Raw genomic sequence first — 19,760 nt, 5'->3', positions numbered from 1 at the left:
CCCTCCGCGCCCCCGACGGTCAAGCCACCGTTGGGGGCGTACGCGTCTGGCAACGCTGAGTCGGTACTGGGCGTTCGCGCCCGGTCCAGAGGGTCACGGTTCACCCGTCGCCGAGAGGGAACAGGTTACCGTCGGCCCCGACCTGGCCGACGGCACGGGACCATCCCCGCGTGGGCGGGGAGCAGACTTCCTGACCTGCGGGTTTAGGCGGCGGGGTGGCTGTTTTTACTTACTTTCTTGAATCGCGACATTGAGGACAAAGGACTCCTTCTGGCACACCATCACGGTCACACCACCAGGCCGCGCGAAAACCGGGCACGCGGGCGCGGGCAGCGTGCGACATGGAGACTACTCGGCCGCCACGGCTGCCGTCGGCCCCTGGCGGGGATCGCCAACACAGGGTCAGCTCTCAGGAGACGCGTGACCCGTCAGGACTATTGGTCCATCCGGCCCGACCTTCTGACGAAGAATCCCCTTTCATCCTTTTGTTCATGTTTCGCGTGTTTTCATCTCGCCATGGAGGCGATCACGTGAAGACCCATGACAGGACCGAAGACCGACAGCAGAACGCGAACGCACGGGCGTTCACCTCACGACGGCGGATGCTGGCGGCAGCGGCGCTCGCGCCGGTGCTGAGCGCCGCAGGAGCGTCCACCGTCGCCGCGCGCGCCCTGCCCAACGACCCCATCGGACCCACTGGGCCCTCCGCGCCGGGGCACCACAGGCGGATCAAGCCGGTGCCCACCGGCCTGGCGGACTGGGCGGGCGTAGCGAAAGCACTGGGCCGCACCGGCGACATGCTGCGCGCAACGACCTACCACACGGCCTTCCCCCGGCGGGATCTTCGGGTGGTCTCCGACGGCGTCGTCGTCACACCGGGGCTCGCGCTGGGCACTCATGTGGCCTTCGTCCGTTACGCCGACGGCAGCACGATGCTCATGGGCGACGTGGTGGTCACCGAGAACGAGCTGCAGTGTGTGACCGATGCCTGGCAGGCGCACGGAATCGAGCAGACCGCGCTCCACAAGCACCTGCTCGCCCAGACCCCCGACATCTGGTGGACCCACGTCCACGCACACGGTCACGACGCGGTTGCCCTGGCCCGCGGTCTGCGCGCCGGACTCGACCGCACCGGAACCCCGCCCGACCTGCCGCCGGGCCCGCCGACCCCGATCGACCTGGACATCGCCGGAATGGAGGCGGCGCTGGGCACCAAGGGCGTCAGCGACGGCGAGGTCTACAAGTGCGTCTTCCTCCGCCGCGAGACCATCGCGGACGGCCATCTGATCCTTCCCCCCGGCCTGGGATCGACCAGCGCGTTCACCTTCCAGCCGCTGGGCGGCGGCCGGGCCGCGCTCGCGGGCGACTGCGCCATGCTCGCCAGCGAGGTCCAGAACACACTGAAGGCCCTGCGGCGGGGAGGGATCAAGCTCGTCGAGCTACACAACCACCACCTGGCGGAGGACCCCCGCCTGTTCTTCACCCACTTCTGGGCCGTGGGCGACGCCGTCGAACTCGCCCGGGCGCTGCGCCCCGCGGTCGAGGCCACCAACGTCGTACCGTCCCTCTGAGGCCGACCGTTCACGCCGAACGCGCCTGAATCCGCCGAGTTCGTCGGGCCGCACCGACCGAACAGGGTCGCTGGACCGATTGCGCCGGTCCAGCGACCAGGCCTGTCGAATCCGTTCTGCATATGGACCAATCGGCCCGAGGTGGCGCGTGCCTGCGCGGGTGACCGGGCACCCATGTCTCGTCCAGCCCGCAGATCCCTCGAAACGCCCGTCAGATCCCCCCCTCTGGAGCTCCGCATGGAACCAGCCGCCGGCGCACGGTACTGCCCGTTCGACTATGCCGAGGCCCTCGAATTCGACCCGGTGCTCAGGCACTTGATGACCGAAGAACCCGTCTCCCGCATCCGGCTGCCGCACGGCGAGGGCGAGGCATGGCTCGTCACCGGCTACGACGACGTGCGCACGGTTACCACCGATCGGCGCTTCAGCCGGAGCGCCATCATCGGCCGTGACTTCCCCCGCATGACCCCTGAGCCGATCGTTCAGGACGAAGCGATCAACGTGATGGACCCGCCGGGCAGCAGCCGCCTGCGCAGCCTGATCTCGAAGGGCTTCGCGCCTCGTCACATGGAGCGCATGAGGGTGCGCACCCAGCATGTCGTGGACGAGTTGCTGGACCGGATGGAGGAGCACGGCGCCCCCGCCGACCTCTTCGCGCATCTGGCGGACCCGCTGCCTCTGATGACCATCTGCGAGGTCCTCGACATCCCCGAGGGCGACGACGCTCAACTGCGTGCCCACGCCCGGACCATGATGGACACGACCGTCGAGAACCGGGACAACGCGGTACGGTCCAAGGCCGATCTCCGCGCCTACTTCCAGAAGTTGACGGCGCAGCGGCGCGAGAACCCGGGCGACGACCTGATCAGCGCGCTGGCCACGGCTCGCGACGGGGACGAGATCCTCAATGACCAGGAACTGACCGTGATGGCCATGGTCCTGCTCATCACCGGCCAGGACACCACCACGTACGAGATCGGCAACATCTGCTACACGCTGCTCACCAGGCCGAACGAGCTGGCCATGTTGCGCGAACGCCCCGACATGCTCCCGCAGGCCATCGAGGAGCTGCTGCGCTTCATCCCCTTCCGCAAGGGGGTCGGCATCCCCCGTGTCGCCACCGAGGACGTGGAACTGAGCGGGGTGATGATCCGGGCGGGGGACATCGTGCATGTCTCCTATCTGACGGCCAACCGCGACCCCCGGAAGTTCGACCGGCCCGACGAGCTGGACCTGGAGCGGCAGGGCACGTCCCATATGACCTTCGGCTGGGGTGGCCACCACTGCCTCGGCGCCCCGCTCGCCGCCACGGAACTGGAGGTCGCCATCGGTACGCTGCTCAAGCGCTTCCCCACACTGAAACTGGCGACGCCCGCCGAGGAGGTGCGCTGGAACAAGACCTCGATCTGGCGCTATCCCCTCGCACTGCCTGTCACCTGGTGAGAGGGGCGGTTCGGTAACGCACCGGGCCTCTGTGCACGGACAGTGACTTTCATTGATGACGCGTCGACTTTCATTGATGACGCGTCGCAGCAGGACGCCCGGCAACCCGGAACGATCCCGGGGCGCCGGGCGTCCTGCTGCGCGCGGTGCGGCTGCTCGACGTGCGGCCCTGATCCGCCTGCCGTAACGTGATCCCGACGGCCACCCGAGCCGTGGCGGATCAGCATCCGCCCATGAACGGCAGCAGTGCCGCGACCTGCAAGGTTTGCCCAGTCGCGGCACCAGAACTCAGTCTTCGACGGTCGGCCCGTCCGCGCCCGTATACAGGGGTACCGAACCCGGCGCAGGAATCCACCGAAGCTCCGTTTCGCGCGGCACCGCGCGTGCGGAGCTTCGGTGACCACTCCCGCGTCGGTGAACACCCCGTTCCTGGCCCGGCGGTGTGGACCAAGTCCGCTAGGAGGAGTTCCATGGCGGTTCTCTGCAAGCCGGCAATCGAGGTTCCCGAGTACGTCATCACCAACGAGGAAACCCTGGAGCTGGCCCGACGGTTGCACGGCGACCATCCGCAGATCGACCTGGTCCTTCGTCTGATCGAACATACCGGGGTGCGGAAACGGCACCTGATCCAGCCGATCGAGAAGGTGCTGCAGCACCCGGGCTTCGATGCCCGCAGCATCACCTACGAACAGCAGACCAAGGCCCGGGTGCCGGCAGTGGTACGCCGGGCACTCGACCACGCCGGACTGGAGCCGCGGCAGATCGACTTGATCGTTTACGTCTCCTGCACCGGTTTCATGATGCCTCCGCCGACCGCATGGCTCATCGGCGAGATGGGCTTCCGGCCGGAGACACGGCAGCTGCCGATCGCCCAACTCGGCTGTGCCGCGGGCGGCGCAGCCGTCAACCGGGCCCATGACTTCTGCACGGCGTACCCCGACGCCAATGCGCTGATCGTCGCCTGCGAGTTCTGCTCGCTGTGCTACCAGCCCACCGATCTGGGTGTCGGATCGCTGCTGTCCAACGGCCTGTTCGGCGACGGCATAGCCGCCGTCGTGGTCCGCGGCAACGGTGGCACCGGAGTGCGCCTGGAGCGCAACGGCTCGTACGTCATTCCGGACACCGAGGACTGGATCTCCTACGCGGTCCGGTCCACCGGATTCCACTTCCAGCTCGACAAGCGTGTGCCCGGAACCATGGAGCCCCTCGCCCCGGCCCTGAGCGCCGTCGCGGAGGAGCACCGGTGGAACGCCAGCAAGATGGACTTCTACATCATCCACGCGGGCGGCCCGCGCATCCTGGACGACCTGAGCCTCTTCCTCGACGTGCCGCCGGAAGCGTTCCGCTTCAGCCGCGCCACGCTCACCGAGTACGGCAACATTGCCAGCGCGGTGGTGCTCGACGCCCTTGGCCGCCTGTTCGACGAGGCTTCGGCGCTTGACGGCCACCGCGGTCTGATGGCCGGCTTCGGCCCCGGCATCACCGCCGAGATCTCCCTGGGCTCCTGGACGACGGGCTCCGATTGAGGCCGGTCGGCACATGGGGGGGAGAAGGATTGGCGGAGCCATGGTGATCGACGACAACGCGGCAGATGTGCGTGCTCAGCCCCGCGCCCCCGCCCCCCTTGTCAGTGCCGGGTGCCAGACTCGACAACATGACCGAACGTTGGGCTCTGGCCACCACGGAGAACGGCGGCGCCCTCCTCGTGCCGCTGGACTCCACCGGCCTGCCCACCGCCCCGGTCCTGACAGAACCCGACCTCGTGGAGGCGGTCCGCTCCCGCCCGGCTGTCACACGCTGGGTCTGGCGGTCCACCGCCGAGATCTACCCTCGCCTGCTCGCGGCCGGCGTCCCCGTGGCCCGTTGTTACGACATCGAGGTCGCCGAGTCCCTCCTCCTTGCCCACGAGGGCCGTCTCGGCGAACCCCGTTCCGCAGCCGCCGCCCACGCCCGCCTGCGCAACGCCCCCGTCCCCCCCGATCCTCCGCCGCGCTCCGCCGAGCCCGGCTCGCAGTCCGCCCTCTTCGAGCCGCAGTCCGGCACGGACCTGCCCTTCGACAACCTGCTCCAGGTCTACGCCGACCAGCTCCGCCGCCACGACGCCACCGCACACCCGGGCAGGATGCGCCTGCTGACGGCCGCCGAGTCGGCCGGCATGCTGGTCGCCGCCGAGATGAACAGGTCCGGCCTCCCCTGGCGCGCCGACGTGCACCGGGACGTGCTCCACGAACTGCTCGGCGAGCGTTACGCGGGCGGCGGCGAGCCCCGCAGGCTGGCCGAGCTGGCCGACGAGGTGTCGGCCGCCTTCGGCAGACGGGTCCGCCCCGACCTCCCCGCCGACGTGGTGAAGGCGTTCGCACAGGCGGGCATCAGAGTGAAGTCCACCCGGCGCTGGGAGCTGGAGGAGCTGGACCATCCGGCGGTGCAACCTCTCATCCAGTACAAGAAGCTGTACCGGATCTGGACGGCGCACGGCTGGAGCTGGCTCCAGGACTGGGTGCGTAACGGCCGCTTCCGCCCCGAGTACCAGCCGGGCGGCACGGTCAGCGGCCGCTGGACGACCAATGGCGGAGGGGCGCTGCAGATCCCCAAGGTGATACGGCAGGCGGTCGTCGCCGACGAGGGGTGGCGCCTCGTCGTCGCGGACGCCGACCAGATGGAGCCCAGAGTGCTGGCCGCGATCTCCCGCGATCGCGGACTGATGGAGGTGGCGGGCCATGACGGCGATCTCTACACGTCGCTGTCGGACCGGGCCTTCCACGGCGACCGGGACCACGCCAAGCTCGCCCTGCTGGGCGCTGTCTACGGCCAGACCTCGGGCGACGGGCTGAAGAACCTGGCAGCTCTGCGCCGAAGATTTCCACTGGCCGTGGCCTACGTCGACGATGCGGCGAAGGCAGGCGAGGAAGGCCGTCTCGTACGGACGTGGCTGGGCCGGACCAGTCCCCCCGCGGCCGGGAGCGGGGAGAGCGAAGAGGCCGGTATCCTTCAGGAGAGCACGGAACAGCCCTCTCCGGACGGAGAGTTCACCCCTGGTTACGCATCGTCGAACGCCCGCGCACGGGGGCGCTTCACGCGAAACTTCGTGGTGCAGGGCAGCGCCGCGGACTGGGCGCTGCTGCTCCTGGCCGCCCTGCGTCAGTCGCTCGGCTCCGCCGGTCTCCGGGCCGAGCTGGTGTTCTTCCAGCATGACGAGGTGATCGTGCACTGCCCTCAGGAGGAGGCCGAGGCGGTCGTGGAGGCGATCCGGGCAGCCGGTGATCTGGCCGGGCGGACCGCCTTCGGCGAGACACCGGTGCGTTTCCCGTTCACGACGGCGGTGGTGGAGCGCTACTCGGACGCGAAGTAGTGCCGATCACCCGCCGGAGCCGGGCGTACCGGGCCCTGGGGGCTCCCCGCTCTCCCGCTGTTCACCCTTGTCCGGCCCGGAAGCAGGTCGCGCGCGCGATCCCTCGCCGAACCCGGCCAGCCCGTGGTCGTAGTGCGCGGGACGCAGATGCTGATGCCGGTGCCGGGCATTGAGCAGATGAATGACGAACGCCGCGATCGCGATCATCGCGAGGACGACAACGACGGTGACCAGAGTGTTCATGCGGTACGGGCCCCCTTCGATGCGCAGGCCGACAGAGGCGGCTCACCGGGAGCCGTACACATCCAGGCTACTCCGCGGACCAGCACCCGCCCGCTGGACAGCGGCCCCACGGATCCGGCAGGAGAACCCTAGGGCGTGTTTCGAAAGTGGCGTCGTCCGCCCGCAGGGCGGGGCCGGGGGTGTCCGGTGCGTGCGATCGCAAGGCGGAGGGAGGAGAGCGCAGCGGGCTGCGCCGACGACCGACAACGCGGCGAACGTGCGTGCCGGACACCCCCGGCCAGACGGGACTTTCGAAACACGCCCTACCGGCCTGCAGTGCGCGGCACCACCACTACGGTGAGCAGAAACCCGGAACGCGCGGCCCAACGGCCCGTGATGCCCGCCGCGCAGGGGCCCGCAGGGGGCATCGCGGCACTCGGCGGCACCGTACGGAACGTGCCGTCAGGCCGCAGCCGTACCGCGAAGTCCTGGAAGCCGAATCGGGTTGGCGTCCAGGGTGCAAACGCTTTGTAGGAAGCCTCTTTGGCGCAGAAGAGCAAACGGTCGAGCGGCAGACCGGCATCCTCCGGGAACTGCTGCCGGAGCCAGTCGCTCTCGGGTCCCGTGACGATCCGGGACGCGACGACATCGGGAAGGGGCTCCTGGGGCTCGGCGTCGATACCGAGAGCGGCGAATTCCGCGGTGCGCGCGACGGCAGCCGCGCGATAGCCCCGACAGTGGGTCATGCTGCCCAACACGCCCGCCGGCCAGCGGGGAGCGCCCAGCGGACCCGGCACGAGTGGCGTCGGCGCCACCCCGAGACGGGCCAGCGCCGCGCGGGCGCAGCCTCGCACCGTCGTGAATTCCTTGCGCCGCTCGTCGCACACTCCGTCCACCACAGCCTGTTCGGCAGGGAAGAGCGTGGCTGTCGACTCCGGCCCCGAGTCGCCGAACGCGTCCTGGGCACGGACCCCCGCAGGCACGAGATCAGCGATCACACCCGAACTCCTCGCAGCGCGGGCAGTCCCTTCCGCGCATCACAGTGCCGCACCATCGACGGAGATCGTAACGACCTCGCCCGCGTCCCGCCCCGTACGAGCGGCAACTCACCCCCGGGAGTTGCCGGTGTGCTGCCTGGTCCGGCCCCTGACGCATCGACCAGCATGCAAGCACAAGGTCCACGGCGCACGCCCGGACGAGCACGAAACACCAGCGGGCGGGGAGACGGGTACCCATGGCGCAGTCGCGTCCCGAGGAGACTGAGGAAGCTCCGGCAAAGCTTCCGTCGCTGTGGCGCAACCGCGACTACATGTACTGGTGGTCCGGGAACGGCCTGTCCACGCTGGGCACCAGCGTGTCGACGCTCGCCTTCCCGTTGCTCGTCCTCCACCTCACCGGATCGGCGGCGCAGGCCGGCATCATCACCGTCCTGCACATGATCGGCAGTCTCGCCACCCTCATCGTGGGTGGAGCGCTGGCGGACCGGGTGTCCCGCCGCGCCATCATGTGCCTCGCCCCGCTGGTCCAGGCGTTGTCGATGGGCGTCGTCGCCCTGCTGGTGTACCGCGGCGACCCGTCGATCAACCTGATCGGCGCGATGGGTCTGGTCAGTGGGCTCGCGGCCGGGTTGAGGGCCGGCGTCTCGATGCCGGTGCTGCGCCGCATTGTCCCCAAGGAGCAGGTCACCAACGCGACGGCGCAGGGCATGGGCCGCGACATGGTCGCCCAGTTGGTCGGTGCTCCCCTCGGTGGCCTGCTGTACTCCATGGGACGTTGGATCCCGTTCCTCTTCGACGCGGTCTCCTTCCTCTTCGTCACCCTGGGCTCCGCGCTGATCCGTCGGCCGCTGGGCCCGGACCGGCGCACCGACGACGCGGCGCAGGCCGGCCTGGCCGCGGACGTGCGCGACGGCCTGCGCATGATCAAGCGCAGCGACTACCTCGTGTTCACGCTCGTCTGGGGAGCCCTGCTGAACGCCGTGGCGGAGGGTTTCACCCTGCTCTTCGTCGTACTCGTGCAGGACCGCGGCGGCAGCCCCACGGCAGTCGGCACCGCGACCTCGCTCGCGGTCACCGGCGGCGTCATCGGAGCCGTACTCGGACCGTGGCTGATGCAGAGGCTGGGCGCACGGCGCGTGCTTCTCCTCTCCGCGTGGGTCTTCGTGACGTCCTTCGCCGTCGTGGTGCTGGTCCCCCGGCCGTGGCAGATCGGTCTGGTCATGATGGTCGCCATGATCGGCATGGTGCCGATCAACGTCGTCACCGAGTCGTACGAGGTCCGCCTGGTTCCGGATCAGTACCTGGGCAGGGTTGCCGCAACGGGCCGGTTCTTCATCCAAGGGGTGCAGTGGGTCGGTCCGCTGGGAGCGGGCGTCCTCGCCGACGCGGCGGGGGTGGACCGGGCCATTCTCATCATGGCGGCGGCCATGGCCCTGCTGGCGATCGTGCTGCACGCCGCCCGGCGGTACCTCGCGATCCTGGACACTCCGCTGGCCGAGGTGCAGGAACTTCCCCTGCCGGCCACCACCTCTTGAGCCGGGCGCCGGATCCGGCAGCCCAGTCGTCGACGCAGGACTGATCACCGTGGGAGTGGAAGGACAACAAGTGGAGGCGTCAGTGAAGTTGGGCATCGTCGCGACCGGCAGTGCGTTCGGTGAGCGACGGACCGTGGCTGAGACGGCGTGGGAGTACGTGCCCTATCCCGAGGAGGTCGCCGGTCTGGGATACGAGGCCTATCACCGAGTGGCCGACGGCGTCACCGCGACCGGCCTCGCGGCGGAGGCGGCCCGCGAAGCCCTGGAGAACGCGGACCTCGGCATCGCCGACGTCGACCTGATCGTCGTCGGCAACTCCGATGTCCCCGAGTACCTCGGCTGGGACGGCTCGGCGGCGGTGGCCAAGGCACTGGGCGCCCACGGCACGCCCACGGTGCTCTTCACCCAGGCCTGTGCCGCCTGGTCGCTGGCGCTCGATCATGCGGCGGGCGCGATGGCACTCTCGCCCGACACGAACACCGTGTTGGTGGTCCTGGTCAACGTGGTCAGCGAGACGCATTCCAACCGGATGGACTTCAACGGTTCCATCGCCAGTGACGGTGCCGTCGCCGCCGTCCTGCGCCGGGGGCATCCACGCGTCCGCCGGCTCTCCTCCGCGCGCTTCACGAACCCCGAGTTCGCGGATCTGTTCCGCATCGAGTTCGGCGGTTCCGCCGCCCCCGTACCGCCCGCGGGCCAGAAGCACCTGGACCCGATGGTCGCGGTCTACGAGCACTTCGGCCGGGACCCCGAGCGCCTCCAGGGATTCGTGAAGGAGATCGGCGGGCGGCTCGGGGATGTGGTCGACCAGGCCCTCGCACGTGCCGGCAGGGACCGGACGCAACTCGCCCGTCTCGTCTACCTCAACGACAACCAGCAGGCGATCCGCGCCGCAGCCGACGCGGTCGGCATCCCCATCGAGCGCACCAACGCCGAACTGGCCCGCGAACTCGGCCACATGGGCGCGGCTGACCAGCTGATCTGTCTGTGGCAGCACATCGAGGCCGGAGAGCTGGCGGCGGGCGACCTCGTGGCACTCGCGGGCGTCGCGTCACCCGGCATGCACTGGTTCTGCACGCTCATCGAGGTCTGAGCCAGTACAGGTCGCTGCACTGGTTGTTCATCCTGTGGCCCGGGATCGCTCCTTGAGCGTCTCGGGCCGTTCAGCAGTTCTGCCGCCGCCGGCTCCCGCGCCCTGCGCCGCTCCCGAGGACTCGCCGGAACTCACGTCCAGCACACCGTTGGCCGGCCAATACATCGACCGGCCAACGGCGTGCTGCACGCTTGTCCGCGGCACCGCGGGCCGCGAGAGGCGAGTCTCAGTCCCGCTCCGCCATGAGTTCCTCGATGTGGGCGTTGATCCTGTATCGCTTGAGGGCATCGGCGGTCAGGAAGGCGGCACCGGTGACCTCGCCCACGCAGTCCGTCGAGCCGCAGGCGCACCGGAACGGGCTGGACATGTCCCACTCGGTGGAGGGATAGAAGAAGGTCAGCTCGTCACCGGGCTCGATCCGGCAGGTGCTGACGACCTTGCCGGCGACGGCGTCCACGAAGGTGTTCGGGTCGCAGGAGTGGTTCAGGAACCGGATGTCGTTCCCTATGACGTGCAGGTTCCGTTCGACCTGGATCGTGTACCTGGAGGCGTCCGCCGGGACGCAGTCGCTCAGGGGCATGACCTCGGCTCCCACCTCGATGACCGTACTGGCCACCAGGCCGGTCCCGGCGGTGCATCCCGTGGCGGTCCGGTAGTTCTTCTCCACCGTGAGCTGGTCACCGTGCAAGTTGCTCATGACTGTGGTGCCTTTCGTCTCTTCCGTTCCGGCTGTGCGCAGCCGGTTCCGTGCGTCCGCCCACCGGCTTCAGCTCCTGCTGTTCCGCGGTGGGCCGACATCCCATTGGGGCGGGCTTGTTGGATGGACAAGGGGACGGCTGTGGCGTGGGCGGGCCGGTTCGTTCCCGGCCCGCCCACCGCTCCATCGGGTCGCGCGGCGCCGGTCAGCGGCCGTCGAACGACCTCACGACGAGCACGGCGTTGTGACCGCCGAACCCGAACGAGTTGCTCATGGCGGTACGGATCTCGCGCCGCTCCGCCTCCTGGGTGACGAAGTTCAGCTCCGGATCCTCGGGGTCCGGGCAGTTCGTGGTCGGCGGTACGGTTCCGGTGCGCATCGCCTCGACGGTCACGATCAGGTCGACGGCGCTCGCCGCGCCCATCATGTGACCGAGGACGGACTTCACCGAGGTGGTGGGAATCTTGGCGAGACGGTCTCCGAACACCTCTCGGAGAGCCACGATCTCGACCCGGTCTCCGCCGGCGGTCCCCGTGGCATGGGCGTTGATGTAGTCGATGGCGCTGACGTCCGTGTCCGCGTCCGACAGCGCCAGCCGCATCGCCCGTTGCAGCCCCCGTCCCTCCGGGTCCGGAGAGGTCAGGTGGTAGGCGTCGGTGGTCGCGGCGTAACCGACCACCTCGGCCAGGATGTCGGCGCCCCGCCGCATCGCGTGCCCGGCTTCCTCCAGCACCACCACACCGGCGCCGGCGCTCATCACGAACCCGTCGCGCCCCAGGTCGAAGGGGCGGCTCGCACCGGCGGGATCGTCGTTCCGTCTGGACAGCACCCCGGTCCGCTCGGTCGCCGCCATGTCCACCTTGGTGAGGCAGTCGTCCGACGCGCCGGCGATGACCACATCGGCCATGTCCGTCGCGATCATGCGCGCGGCGTCGCCGATGCAGGTCGCACCCGTCGCGCAGGCCGTGCTCATCGCGCCGGACGGGCCCTGCGCGCCGAAGCGCATCGCGACTTCCACGGCCGCGGAGTCGATGCCGCCACTGACGGCGAAGTACGGGCTGACGCCGCGGGGGCCGTCGGCGATCAGCGCCTCCGTGGCCGCGATGATCGTCTTCTCCGCTCCGTAGCCCGAGCCGATGAGCACCCCCAGCCGGTCGGGCCGGGACATCGGCATGGTCAGGCCCGACGAGTCCACCGCCTGGACCGCGGCGGCGAGCGCGTACTGGGCGAAGGGGTCCAGGCGCCGGACCGCCCGTTTCGGCATGAACACAAGGGGGTCGAAGTCACGCACCTCACCGGCGATGGTCACCGAGAGGCCGGTGGTGTCGAACCCCGTCACCGTGTCGATCCCGCTCCGCCCGGACAGGAGCGCCTGCCACAGGGACGGGATGTCCGGGCCCACCGGTGTGACCGCGCCGCAGCCGGTCACCACGACCCGTCGTGGTGTTTCCCGTACCGCTCCGGCCCTCACAGCACGGCTCCGTTCCGCGTGCGGCCGCTCCATATCACCGGGTGGTCGTCGCGCAGCAGCAGCCGCAGCCGACCGGTGTCGATCTTCCCGTTCCGGTTCAGCGGAAGGTCGGGGACGACCACGACGTGGTTGGGATGCTCGTACGAGGCGAGCATCGAACAGATCAGTTCCCGCCAGAGCTGCGGGTCGCCCTCGTCGGGATCGGCCACGACGAAGATCAGGCGGCTTCCCCACCTCTCGTCGTCGACCGGAACGACCACGACCTGCCGTCCGCAGCCGCTCGCCTTCGCGGCGAGAGCCTCCGGATAGAGCAGATGTCCCATCCGGTGGACGGCATGGGAGCGGCCGATGACAAACAGGTCGCCGTCGTCCGAGAGATAGCCGAAGTCACCGGTCCGGTACCACTCGCCGGTCTGTTCTCGAATCGTTCCGTCGGGTTCGAGATAGCCGGCCATGCCGTCCGGGGACCGCACCCAGATCTGGCCGAACTCCGCTCCCGCCGAGTCATCGGGGCCGGGCGCGCCGTCGCCGCTCTCAGGGGCCACCCGGACGTCGATCCCCTTGAGCGTCCTGCCGCATCCCAGCGGATGAGCGGGGGTGGCGAAGGCGACGTTGCCCAGCTCGGTACTGCCGTAGCCGTCCAGCAGCGGGGCGCCCACCAGGGACCGGAACCGTACGCTCAGCGTCTGGTCCAGGGGGGAGCCGCCGGTGCACCAGAGACGGACGCCCTCCAGACCTTCGAGCAGCCCCGGGTTCCGCTGGGCCAGGTTGAGCAGGCTCCGGTACGTCGCCGGCGTGGCGTCGACGATCGTGGCGCCGTGGGCCGCGCCCGCCCTGATCGCCAGGTCGATACGCCGGAACGGGGAGACCAGCATGGAAGCGCCGGCGAGATAGGCGAGAAAGATGAGCGAGAGCCCGTACTGGTGGGAGAACGGCAGCAGCGGAAGGAACGTGTCGCTGTCCCGGTAGCCCATGTGCGCCACGGTCCGCCGCAGGTTGGTGAGGAAGCCTCCCCCCGGCTTGACGATCGCCTTGGCCCTGCCCGTCGATCCGGTCGACCACGCGACCAGGGCATCGGTGCGCCTCTGCCACCTGGAGAAGTCCAGATCGGTGGGCGCTTCGGAGGAAGGACCGGGAGCGGCTGTGAGGCTTTCGAGACTCAGGAAGCGCGGCGCGCCGGGTCCCGGGCACAGCCCGTCGTCCGGACCGTCGCCGATCACCCAGCGAACCCGGCACTGCTCGATCACGGTACGGGTCTCCGCACCGGTCTGGCGGTGGTCCAGGAGGACCAGGGACGCGTCCAGATGCGCGAGCGCCAGCAGCGCGTACACATACGCTGCGGAGTTGTCGGCCTTGAGTACGACCCGGTCGCCGGGCCTGAACCCGTGCCGTTCCATTTCCCGTGCGACGCCAAGAGAGGCGGCCACCATATCGGCCCGGCTCGGAACCTCGACACCGTCCGTGACTTCGGTTTGGACGAGCGTCGTCGCCGGTGCTCCGCTCACGACGCGCCGCCACCGGCCGCGGCCCGCTCAGCGGCCTCCCGGATCGCGCGCACGGAGCGGAAGTTCCTGGGGGACAACTCGTCGTACGGCAGTGTCACGCCGTACCGCTTCTCCAGCCAGGCCGAGACGTGCAGCACGCCGAGACTGTCGATCACACCCTCGGCCAGCAGGTCCTGCTCCGCGTCCAGGCCGTCCGCGTCGTCGTCCAGGAAGTGGTCGATCACGAACCGGGCGATCTCCTCCTCGGAGATCGTGGGCACCTTCATCAGTGCGGCGGGGTGCTCAGGGGGCATGGTTGTCCTCTCGGAGAGTGCGCGGGTCGCTGGCCGCTTCATGTCGTCAGACTTCGATGAGCGTGCGGAACCGGTGCGTTCCCGGTACCGCGAGGGCCACGAGATCGCCCGGCGTCCGCTCCCCGGCCCGTATGTGCTCGTCCAGGCGGACAAGTTGGCCGACCGCGCTCATGTGCCCGGGCCGATGCCACTCGCTCCCCCATCCGCCTGCTGCCTCGTCGGCCATGCCACGTGGCGTGAACCCCCGTCATGGATGCTCGGCGATGCCTCACCGCTCGACCAGGCAGCACACCGGCAATTCGAGGGGACACAGCACCGGCAATTCAGGCAGCAGAACCCTCTCCCAAGACCCGCTGCACGCCCGGCTCTTCACCCCGCCCGCGAATTCGCCCAGGGACGGCGACCTCGGAATTCGCACCACGCCACAGCCGACCACTGCCCTGGCCACGCGGGGCGAGTGGACTGCGCGGGATTCAACGAACTCCCGGTAACACGACTGTTTCTGACTGTGAAGATGTTAAGGAAACCCTAAGCTGGAATTGTGGCCGCGGTCATGGCAGATTGTGTTTGGGGTTGATTGGCTCTATGGGACCGGTCGGCCGTGCGGACCGTCATCGGTGAAGCGGGGACATGACCCGATTTGCCGAGTGCGGGCAAGTACCGCAACGCGGAAGACGAACTGAAGGAGTTTTGGATCGAGAGCGGCGGTGACTGCGCAGGTCTTGATCACGCGTGAGTGGTCGGCAGCCAGGTGTTTGCGGTGAAGTGAGCGCGGAGGTGATGGGGTTGAGGCCGTGTTTAGTGGCGGTGGACAGGCGGGAACGCACGAGGAGCCGGCGGCTCACGCCGGTGCGTGTGCACCAGCCGCCGGAGGTCTCCGCCTGGACTTCGGTCCTGCGGATGTCCTGCTCGGCCTGGCTGTTGGTGAAGGACACGGTCGGCTCGCACAGGAAGCGCAGGAAGTCGTCGCGGCGGGCCATCCGGTCGGCGAGCTGCCAGGCGAAAGGTTCCTTCTCCCCGGGTGGAGGGCCGGCGTCGGCGGCCCGGCCGCAGCGCACCGCGTGGCGGAAGCGTTCGGTGAATCCGGTGACCTCCTGGCTGGCGAGGATGGTTCGGCCCGCTTAGCAGACGGCGTGGGCATCGGTACCGGCACCTGTGACGGCGGTACCGGTGAAGTACGGCAGCACACCGGCTGCCTTCACCACCTCCGCTCCGCGCCGGGGGTGAGCGATGTACCGGGTCAGTCGGCCGACGGCCCGTTCCGGTGCGGCGGCCAGGAAGCCCTCCGAGAGGCCGGAGCCGGCCGACGCGGCGGTGCGGGCACTGGGCAGACGCTGCTGGACCTGTGCACAGACGGCCGGCGCGGCCGCGCCGGGTCCGTACCGACAGAGCGCGATGACACCCTCCGGCGCCACCGCCATGAGCGCTTCACCGCAGTCGGCGCACGCGGAGGGCCGGTGCTCGGCGATCTCGTCCGGATCGGCAACCCGTTCCAGGGTGCGGTCCTCGTGGCCCGGCCGGTCCTCACTGCGACGGCCCGGCCACCGACGCCGATAACGCGACGCGGGCTTGCGGAACGGCGATGTGGACGAGGGCGGCTTGGAGTGATTCGAAGATCCCACGGCTAGACGCCGCTTCAATTCGGCGTTCGCCGGCCGCACCCGGCCTCGACTGCGGATCCACAATCACGTGCACGAGATCGTCGTACGACGATGACGCTTCGCCAGAGCCGCGAACCGGTCACCGCCAGGTCACACGACGTCGTGAGCAGTCGAGGTGCGGAAGCACTCGGCGAACCATTTCTTCACGGGCTATTGACGCCCATCCGCAGCGGTGCGCCTCCGTCGGATTCTGAATGCCGTCCCGCGTGACCAGCGGAGCCGGTGCTCACCGATTCGCGCGCACGGTCCCATTCGTGTGCCCAGCGTGAGGTGCACACGACACAGCTCATCTCAGGGGGATGACTTTTACATGCAGGTTCCGAACGACCTCTTCCCGTTTGACAGAACAGATATCCGCCAGCTGCGGGACTTTCTTCTCAACCAGCGCAGAGTCTCCGGCTGGACGCAGGAGGAGCTTTCCGAGCGCTCCGGCGTCAGCGTCCGCACGATTCGCAATCTGGAGACCGGCTCCAACACCAACCCGCGCCGGACCTCGGTGGGACTGCTGCTCTCCGCGTTCGGTGTCACCGCCACCGACATCTCCGAGACTGTGCTCTGGGGCAGTGCGGGCTGGCCGGTGCTGCCCGAGCGGCGCCCGGAATCGCACCAGTCGAACGCGTCGGCACTCCCGCCGTGGCGTGGCCCCCGGCCGCTCAACGATCCGCTGGTGGGCCGGCAGGCAGACCTGCGGCACGTCCTGGCCACCACACAGCGCAGCCGGCTCGTCGTCCTCACCGGCGCCGGCGGCGTGGGCAAGTCCCGTCTCGCCCACGCGGCAGCGGCCCGGCTGCGACCGCTGTTCCGGGACGGGGTGGCCATCGCCGAGCTGCACGACTGCCCACCCGAACACCGTGACCCCGCTCTCGCGAACAGAGAGCTGATGCGCATCGTCCGGGAGCTGGACAGCGAGGACGCCCTGCCGCGCGACAGCTCACAGACCGGGCGGCGGCTGCTGGTCCTGGACAACGCCGAGCATGTCGCACACCAGGCGGGACGTATCGCGCGGCAGCTGCTCGGCGAGCATCCGGGGCTCCATCTGCTGATCACCTCGCGCCGCGCCCCGGCCGTCGGTGCGGGCGAGACCTGGGAGGTCGAGCCGCTGCGGGTCGACTGCCAGGGGGACGACAACGCGACCGTGCCGAGCGCGGTGGAACTCTTCCTGCGCCGGGTGCAGGCCAGTCTGCCGACTCTCGACCTGGACAACTGCCTGCCAATGGTCAACAGGCTGTGCCGGCTCCTCGACGGCGTACCGCTGACCATCGAGATAGCCGCCCAGCGGCTCAGATCGCTTCCGCTCACCTCGCTCCTCAAGGACGGCACGCTCTTCCACCTGCTCGACCAGGTCGACGCGGGCGATCTGTCCCGGCACCGCACGCTGTCAGGAAGCGTGCGGTGGAGCTACGAGCTGCTCCCCCAGCCGCATCGGGAACTGCTGCGCGAACTCGCCGTGCTGCCGGGTGCCTTCTCCCTGGACGACGTACTGAGGGCGCAGCAGGGCAGTCGCTCCGGGGCGACGCGGGTCGCCCACCTCCTGGCAGAACTCGCGGATGCCTCACTGGTCCACATCGAGCGGCAACTGGATTACAGATACCGCGTCCATTCGCTCGTACGGCACTGCGTGCTCTCGCAGGTGGGCCGGCCCGGCGCCTCGGGGCCTGGCCGGTTGCCCGCGCAGGGCGGCCCTTGGCCGGTACCCGCGGACAGAGCTCGGCGTCCCGCCATGCAATGACCTCGGCACCGGTCCGGCGGCATCGGACACCGCGGAGGGGCCGCGGTGCCATGGCGGGGCCTAACGACCTGGGGGATAACACGGCTGCTGTCCTGCTCAGTCGCCGACCACCCCCGCGGCTTCCTTGACGGCTCGGACCGAGAAGTACTCCGGGCCGTCAAGGCTCGACAGCATCCGCTCCTCCAGCCACGGCAGGAAGCTCTCGTCCAGCTCGGCCGTCGGCTCCAGCCGCTGCAGCAGCCGCTGCAGCACCAGCACCAGCCAGCCGGTGCCGCCGGCCGAGGAGCGCTCCCGCTCGAAGGAGTACAGCCAGGTGTAGAGGCAGGAGGCGGCCGCGTGGTGAACGCAGTGCTCGGCCGCCTGGTCCTGCCCCCGCACCGTCGCCGCGTCGAGCGATTCGGCGGCGATCCGGGTGTAGAAGGCCGTCCGGCGCGCGGAGAGTTCACCGACGACCTTGATGAGCGCGGCGGCCTCGGGCGGCGGCAGTTCGCGCTCCGCGATCCGCAGGGCCTCTTCCACGGCCGGGCTCCAGCCCCGGGTGATCTCGTCCTCGGTGGCGTTGGTCAGCCGGAGCGCCCGCCCCGACGGATGCCAGACCGGGGCTTCCTGCGACCAGTCGAAGAGCTGCCGCAGCACGTCGTCACCGCCGGGTGCCGGACGGTCTGCCACCCGGGCCACGGCCGGCAACTGCGAGGCGACGCTGTGGAGGTTGACGTGCGTCGTGCCCTCGAAGATGCTCGCGATCGCATGGTCGCGCTGCAGCTTCTGGAACGCACCCGAGGCCACGCCCTCGCGCAGATAGCTGCGTGCCCCCAGGACCCGGGCGGCCTCCTGCACGACCTCCTCGCCGAGCGTCGGAACCAGGTACTTGACCACGGAGGACCACAGGCTGAGCCGGGACGGCACGACGGACAGCGAGCGCGCCACCGGCAGTGCCGTGCACTCGGCGATCAGCAGATCGAGGTACGAGTTCACCAAGTGCCGCCGGATGACGGGGATCCGGTAGATCTCCTGCCCGTACAGCACCCGCTCCTGCGCGTGACGCAGCGCGATCCGCAGCACCGAGTCCATGGTGCCGAGGGACAGTCCGCCGATCGCCGTGCGCGTGATCTGCAGCACCTGCAGGATCTCCGCCAGGCCCGCACCGCGGCGGCCGAGCAGCGCTCCGGCGGGCACCTTCGTCCCCCGGAAGGTGATCCCGCTGAGGTCGTGCCCCCGCAGGCCCACGGTTCGTACGAAGGGGTGGTTGTCCCAACTCCCCTCGTCGAGCTGCTCCTTGTCGAGCAGCAGCAGTGACGAGCCGGCACCCTCGACAGCGGCGTAGACCGTGACGAAGCGGCCCCGGGTCGCATTGCCGAGGGGCCACTTCTCGCCGGTCAGGACGAACCCGTCACCGTCGGGCACCGCCGTCGTCTCGTTGGTTCCCAGGTCGCTGCCGTGGTCCGGCTCGGACACCGCGAAGCAGGCGAGGTCCCCGTCGAGGATGCCCCGCGCGACCTTCTCGCGCTGCTCCTCGTCACCCCACAGCCACACCGGGTTGACGCCGAGGATCGCGGAGCCGAACATCACCGCGACGGTCAGATTGCGGCGTGACAGGGAACGGGTCAGCAGGAAGAGCTGTTCCAGGTTCCGCAGGCGGCCGCCGAACTCCTCGGGCACCAAGTACTGCGCGAATCCCCATGACTTGACGAGTTCCACCGCGCCCGGGGGCAGGGCGCCTTCCTCCTCGTGCGCGACCGTCTCGGCGTAGCTGAACGGGCCGGACGGAGCGGCCGGGTCACCGAGCACCCGCTCCAGGTCCGCGGCCAGTTCGTAGGCCGGGCGGTCGAAGGCGCGGCCCGTCACGCCGCGGGGCCTTCGTAGCCGTAGCGGGCGAAGACGGACGTCACGGCGTCCTCTTCGGGCAGCTGCGCCCGGCCCTCGGTCACCTCGGCGCAGACCAGCGCGATCACGTCGCTGACGCGCTCCAGCTTCATGGCCTCCTCGGGGTTCAGCGGCCGGAGGTCGTACAACTCCTCCAGGTTGTAGCCGAGTTCCGCGAGCACGAGGGAGTGGAAGCCGAGGTCGCCGACGAGGCGCTGCTCCGCCTCGATCCGGGGGAGCTTGCGCGGTGCGATCAGCTGCACCAGGCCGCTCACCACGGGAGAGACGGCTTCGGTGACGCCGGCGGCAGGGGTCTGAGTCATGCGATCG

At 69.6% G+C, this 19,760-nt stretch carries 17 protein-coding genes; 7 read left to right on the top strand and 10 right to left on the bottom strand.

Annotated features, from left to right (window positions below; all coding sequences use genetic code 11):
- The first annotated feature begins 530 nt into the window (after positions 1-530).
- The 4 genes from ACH4EW_RS08105 (at position 531) to ACH4EW_RS08090 (ending at position 6,363) form a co-directional block, all read left to right on the top strand.
- On the top strand, positions 531-1,571 hold the full coding sequence (locus tag ACH4EW_RS08105) for a DUF1259 domain-containing protein (RefSeq protein ID WP_398253051.1): 1,041 nt from the start codon (positions 531-533) through the stop codon (positions 1,569-1,571).
- 237 nt (positions 1,572-1,808) lie between these two features.
- Positions 1,809-3,014 carry a cytochrome P450 gene (locus ACH4EW_RS08100; RefSeq protein WP_398253048.1) on the top strand — a complete coding sequence of 402 codons (1,206 nt, stop codon included), beginning with the start codon at positions 1,809-1,811 and terminating at the stop codon, positions 3,012-3,014.
- Between the two features lie 470 nt (positions 3,015-3,484).
- A complete protein-coding gene (locus tag ACH4EW_RS08095) occupies positions 3,485-4,540 on the top strand; it encodes a type III polyketide synthase (RefSeq protein WP_398253045.1) in 1,056 nt (351 codons plus the stop codon).
- 128 nt (positions 4,541-4,668) lie between these two features.
- Positions 4,669-6,363, top strand: a complete 1,695-nt coding sequence (locus ACH4EW_RS08090; RefSeq protein ID WP_398253043.1) for a bifunctional 3'-5' exonuclease/DNA polymerase — start codon at positions 4,669-4,671, stop codon at positions 6,361-6,363.
- Positions 6,364-6,369: 6 nt separating this feature from the next.
- Here the strand turns inward: ACH4EW_RS08090 and ACH4EW_RS08085 are convergent, their stop codons facing one another.
- Together ACH4EW_RS08085 and ACH4EW_RS08080 are read right to left on the bottom strand one after the other, a co-directional pair.
- Positions 6,370-6,606, bottom strand: coding sequence for a hypothetical protein (locus tag ACH4EW_RS08085; protein WP_398253040.1), 237 nt, complete (start codon positions 6,604-6,606; stop codon positions 6,370-6,372).
- Positions 6,607-6,908: 302 nt separating this feature from the next.
- A complete protein-coding gene (locus tag ACH4EW_RS08080; protein WP_398253037.1) occupies positions 6,909-7,583 on the bottom strand; it encodes a 4'-phosphopantetheinyl transferase in 675 nt (224 codons plus the stop codon).
- A 236-nt stretch (positions 7,584-7,819) separates the two neighbouring features.
- On the opposite strand from ACH4EW_RS08080, the gene ACH4EW_RS08075 reads away from it, so the two are divergent.
- Together ACH4EW_RS08075 and ACH4EW_RS08070 are read left to right on the top strand one after the other, a co-directional pair.
- Positions 7,820-9,118: an MFS transporter gene (locus ACH4EW_RS08075; protein WP_398253034.1), complete on the top strand. Its 1,299-nt coding sequence runs from the start codon at positions 7,820-7,822 to the stop codon at positions 9,116-9,118.
- Positions 9,119-9,200: 82 nt separating this feature from the next.
- Positions 9,201-10,211, top strand: coding sequence for a 3-oxoacyl-[acyl-carrier-protein] synthase III C-terminal domain-containing protein (locus ACH4EW_RS08070; protein ID WP_398253031.1), 1,011 nt, complete (start codon positions 9,201-9,203; stop codon positions 10,209-10,211).
- Between the two features lie 226 nt (positions 10,212-10,437).
- Here the strand turns inward: ACH4EW_RS08070 and ACH4EW_RS08065 are convergent, their stop codons facing one another.
- The 6 genes from ACH4EW_RS08065 to ACH4EW_RS08040 form a co-directional block, all read right to left on the bottom strand.
- Positions 10,438-10,908, bottom strand: a complete 471-nt coding sequence (locus ACH4EW_RS08065; RefSeq protein WP_398253028.1) for an SET domain-containing protein-lysine N-methyltransferase — start codon at positions 10,906-10,908, stop codon at positions 10,438-10,440.
- 205 nt (positions 10,909-11,113) lie between these two features.
- Positions 11,114-12,379 (bottom strand): beta-ketoacyl-[acyl-carrier-protein] synthase family protein, encoded by a 1,266-nt coding sequence (locus ACH4EW_RS08060; RefSeq protein WP_398253025.1) that lies wholly within the window; start codon positions 12,377-12,379, stop codon positions 11,114-11,116.
- Entirely contained in the window at positions 12,376-13,884 is a 1,509-nt protein-coding gene (locus ACH4EW_RS08055) for a class I adenylate-forming enzyme family protein (RefSeq protein ID WP_398253022.1), read from the bottom strand. Before ACH4EW_RS08055 ends, ACH4EW_RS08060 begins: the two co-directional genes overlap by 4 nt.
- Positions 13,881-14,177 carry a phosphopantetheine-binding protein gene (locus tag ACH4EW_RS08050; RefSeq protein ID WP_398253020.1) on the bottom strand — a complete coding sequence of 99 codons (297 nt, stop codon included), beginning with the start codon at positions 14,175-14,177 and terminating at the stop codon, positions 13,881-13,883. Before ACH4EW_RS08050 ends, ACH4EW_RS08055 begins: the two co-directional genes overlap by 4 nt.
- A 46-nt stretch (positions 14,178-14,223) precedes the next feature.
- Entirely contained in the window at positions 14,224-14,403 is a 180-nt protein-coding gene (locus ACH4EW_RS08045; protein WP_398253018.1) for a hypothetical protein, read from the bottom strand.
- Between the two features lie 895 nt (positions 14,404-15,298).
- Entirely contained in the window at positions 15,299-15,799 is a 501-nt protein-coding gene (locus tag ACH4EW_RS08040; protein ID WP_398253015.1) for a hypothetical protein, read from the bottom strand.
- A gap of 349 nt (positions 15,800-16,148) precedes the next feature.
- On the opposite strand from ACH4EW_RS08040, the gene ACH4EW_RS08035 reads away from it, so the two are divergent.
- Positions 16,149-17,567, top strand: a complete 1,419-nt coding sequence (locus ACH4EW_RS08035; protein ID WP_398253012.1) for a helix-turn-helix domain-containing protein — start codon at positions 16,149-16,151, stop codon at positions 17,565-17,567.
- A gap of 96 nt (positions 17,568-17,663) precedes the next feature.
- Here the strand turns inward: ACH4EW_RS08035 and ACH4EW_RS08030 are convergent, their stop codons facing one another.
- Complete coding sequence (locus ACH4EW_RS08030; protein ID WP_398253009.1) at positions 17,664-19,412, bottom strand: acyl-CoA dehydrogenase family protein; 1,749 nt, start codon at positions 19,410-19,412, stop codon at positions 17,664-17,666.
- Positions 19,409-19,753 (bottom strand): acyl carrier protein, encoded by a 345-nt coding sequence (locus ACH4EW_RS08025; RefSeq protein ID WP_398253007.1) that lies wholly within the window; start codon positions 19,751-19,753, stop codon positions 19,409-19,411. The genes ACH4EW_RS08030 and ACH4EW_RS08025 overlap by 4 nt, the downstream gene beginning before the upstream one ends.
- Positions 19,754-19,760: the final 7 nt, after the last annotated feature.

Source organism: Streptomyces sp. NPDC018000, assembly GCF_044328025.1.
Taxonomy (GTDB): Bacteria; Actinomycetota; Actinomycetes; order Streptomycetales; family Streptomycetaceae; genus Streptomyces.
Note: the sequence above shows the minus strand (reverse complement) of the source record. Positions and strands in the feature narration are given on the sequence as shown.

Bases quoted from the DNA above. Each gene is read 5' to 3' on its own strand.
- ACH4EW_RS08100 (WP_398253048.1), top strand. From the start codon at position 1,809: ATGGAACCAGCCGCCGGCGCACGGTACTGCCCGTTCGACTATGCCGAG.
- ACH4EW_RS08095 (WP_398253045.1), top strand. From the start codon at position 3,485: ATGGCGGTTCTCTGCAAGCCGGCAATCGAGGTTCCCGAGTACGTCATC.
- ACH4EW_RS08090 (WP_398253043.1), top strand. From the start codon at position 4,669: ATGACCGAACGTTGGGCTCTGGCCACCACGGAGAACGGCGGCGCCCTC.
- ACH4EW_RS08085 (WP_398253040.1), bottom strand. From the start codon at position 6,606: ATGAACACTCTGGTCACCGTCGTTGTCGTCCTCGCGATGATCGCGATC.
- ACH4EW_RS08075 (WP_398253034.1), top strand. From the start codon at position 7,820: ATGGCGCAGTCGCGTCCCGAGGAGACTGAGGAAGCTCCGGCAAAGCTT.
- ACH4EW_RS08065 (WP_398253028.1), bottom strand. From the start codon at position 10,908: ATGAGCAACTTGCACGGTGACCAGCTCACGGTGGAGAAGAACTACCGG.
- ACH4EW_RS08050 (WP_398253020.1), bottom strand. From the start codon at position 14,177: ATGCCCCCTGAGCACCCCGCCGCACTGATGAAGGTGCCCACGATCTCC.
- ACH4EW_RS08045 (WP_398253018.1), bottom strand. From the start codon at position 14,403: ATGGCCGACGAGGCAGCAGGCGGATGGGGGAGCGAGTGGCATCGGCCC.
- ACH4EW_RS08035 (WP_398253012.1), top strand. From the start codon at position 16,149: ATGCAGGTTCCGAACGACCTCTTCCCGTTTGACAGAACAGATATCCGC.
- ACH4EW_RS08025 (WP_398253007.1), bottom strand. From the start codon at position 19,753: ATGACTCAGACCCCTGCCGCCGGCGTCACCGAAGCCGTCTCTCCCGTG.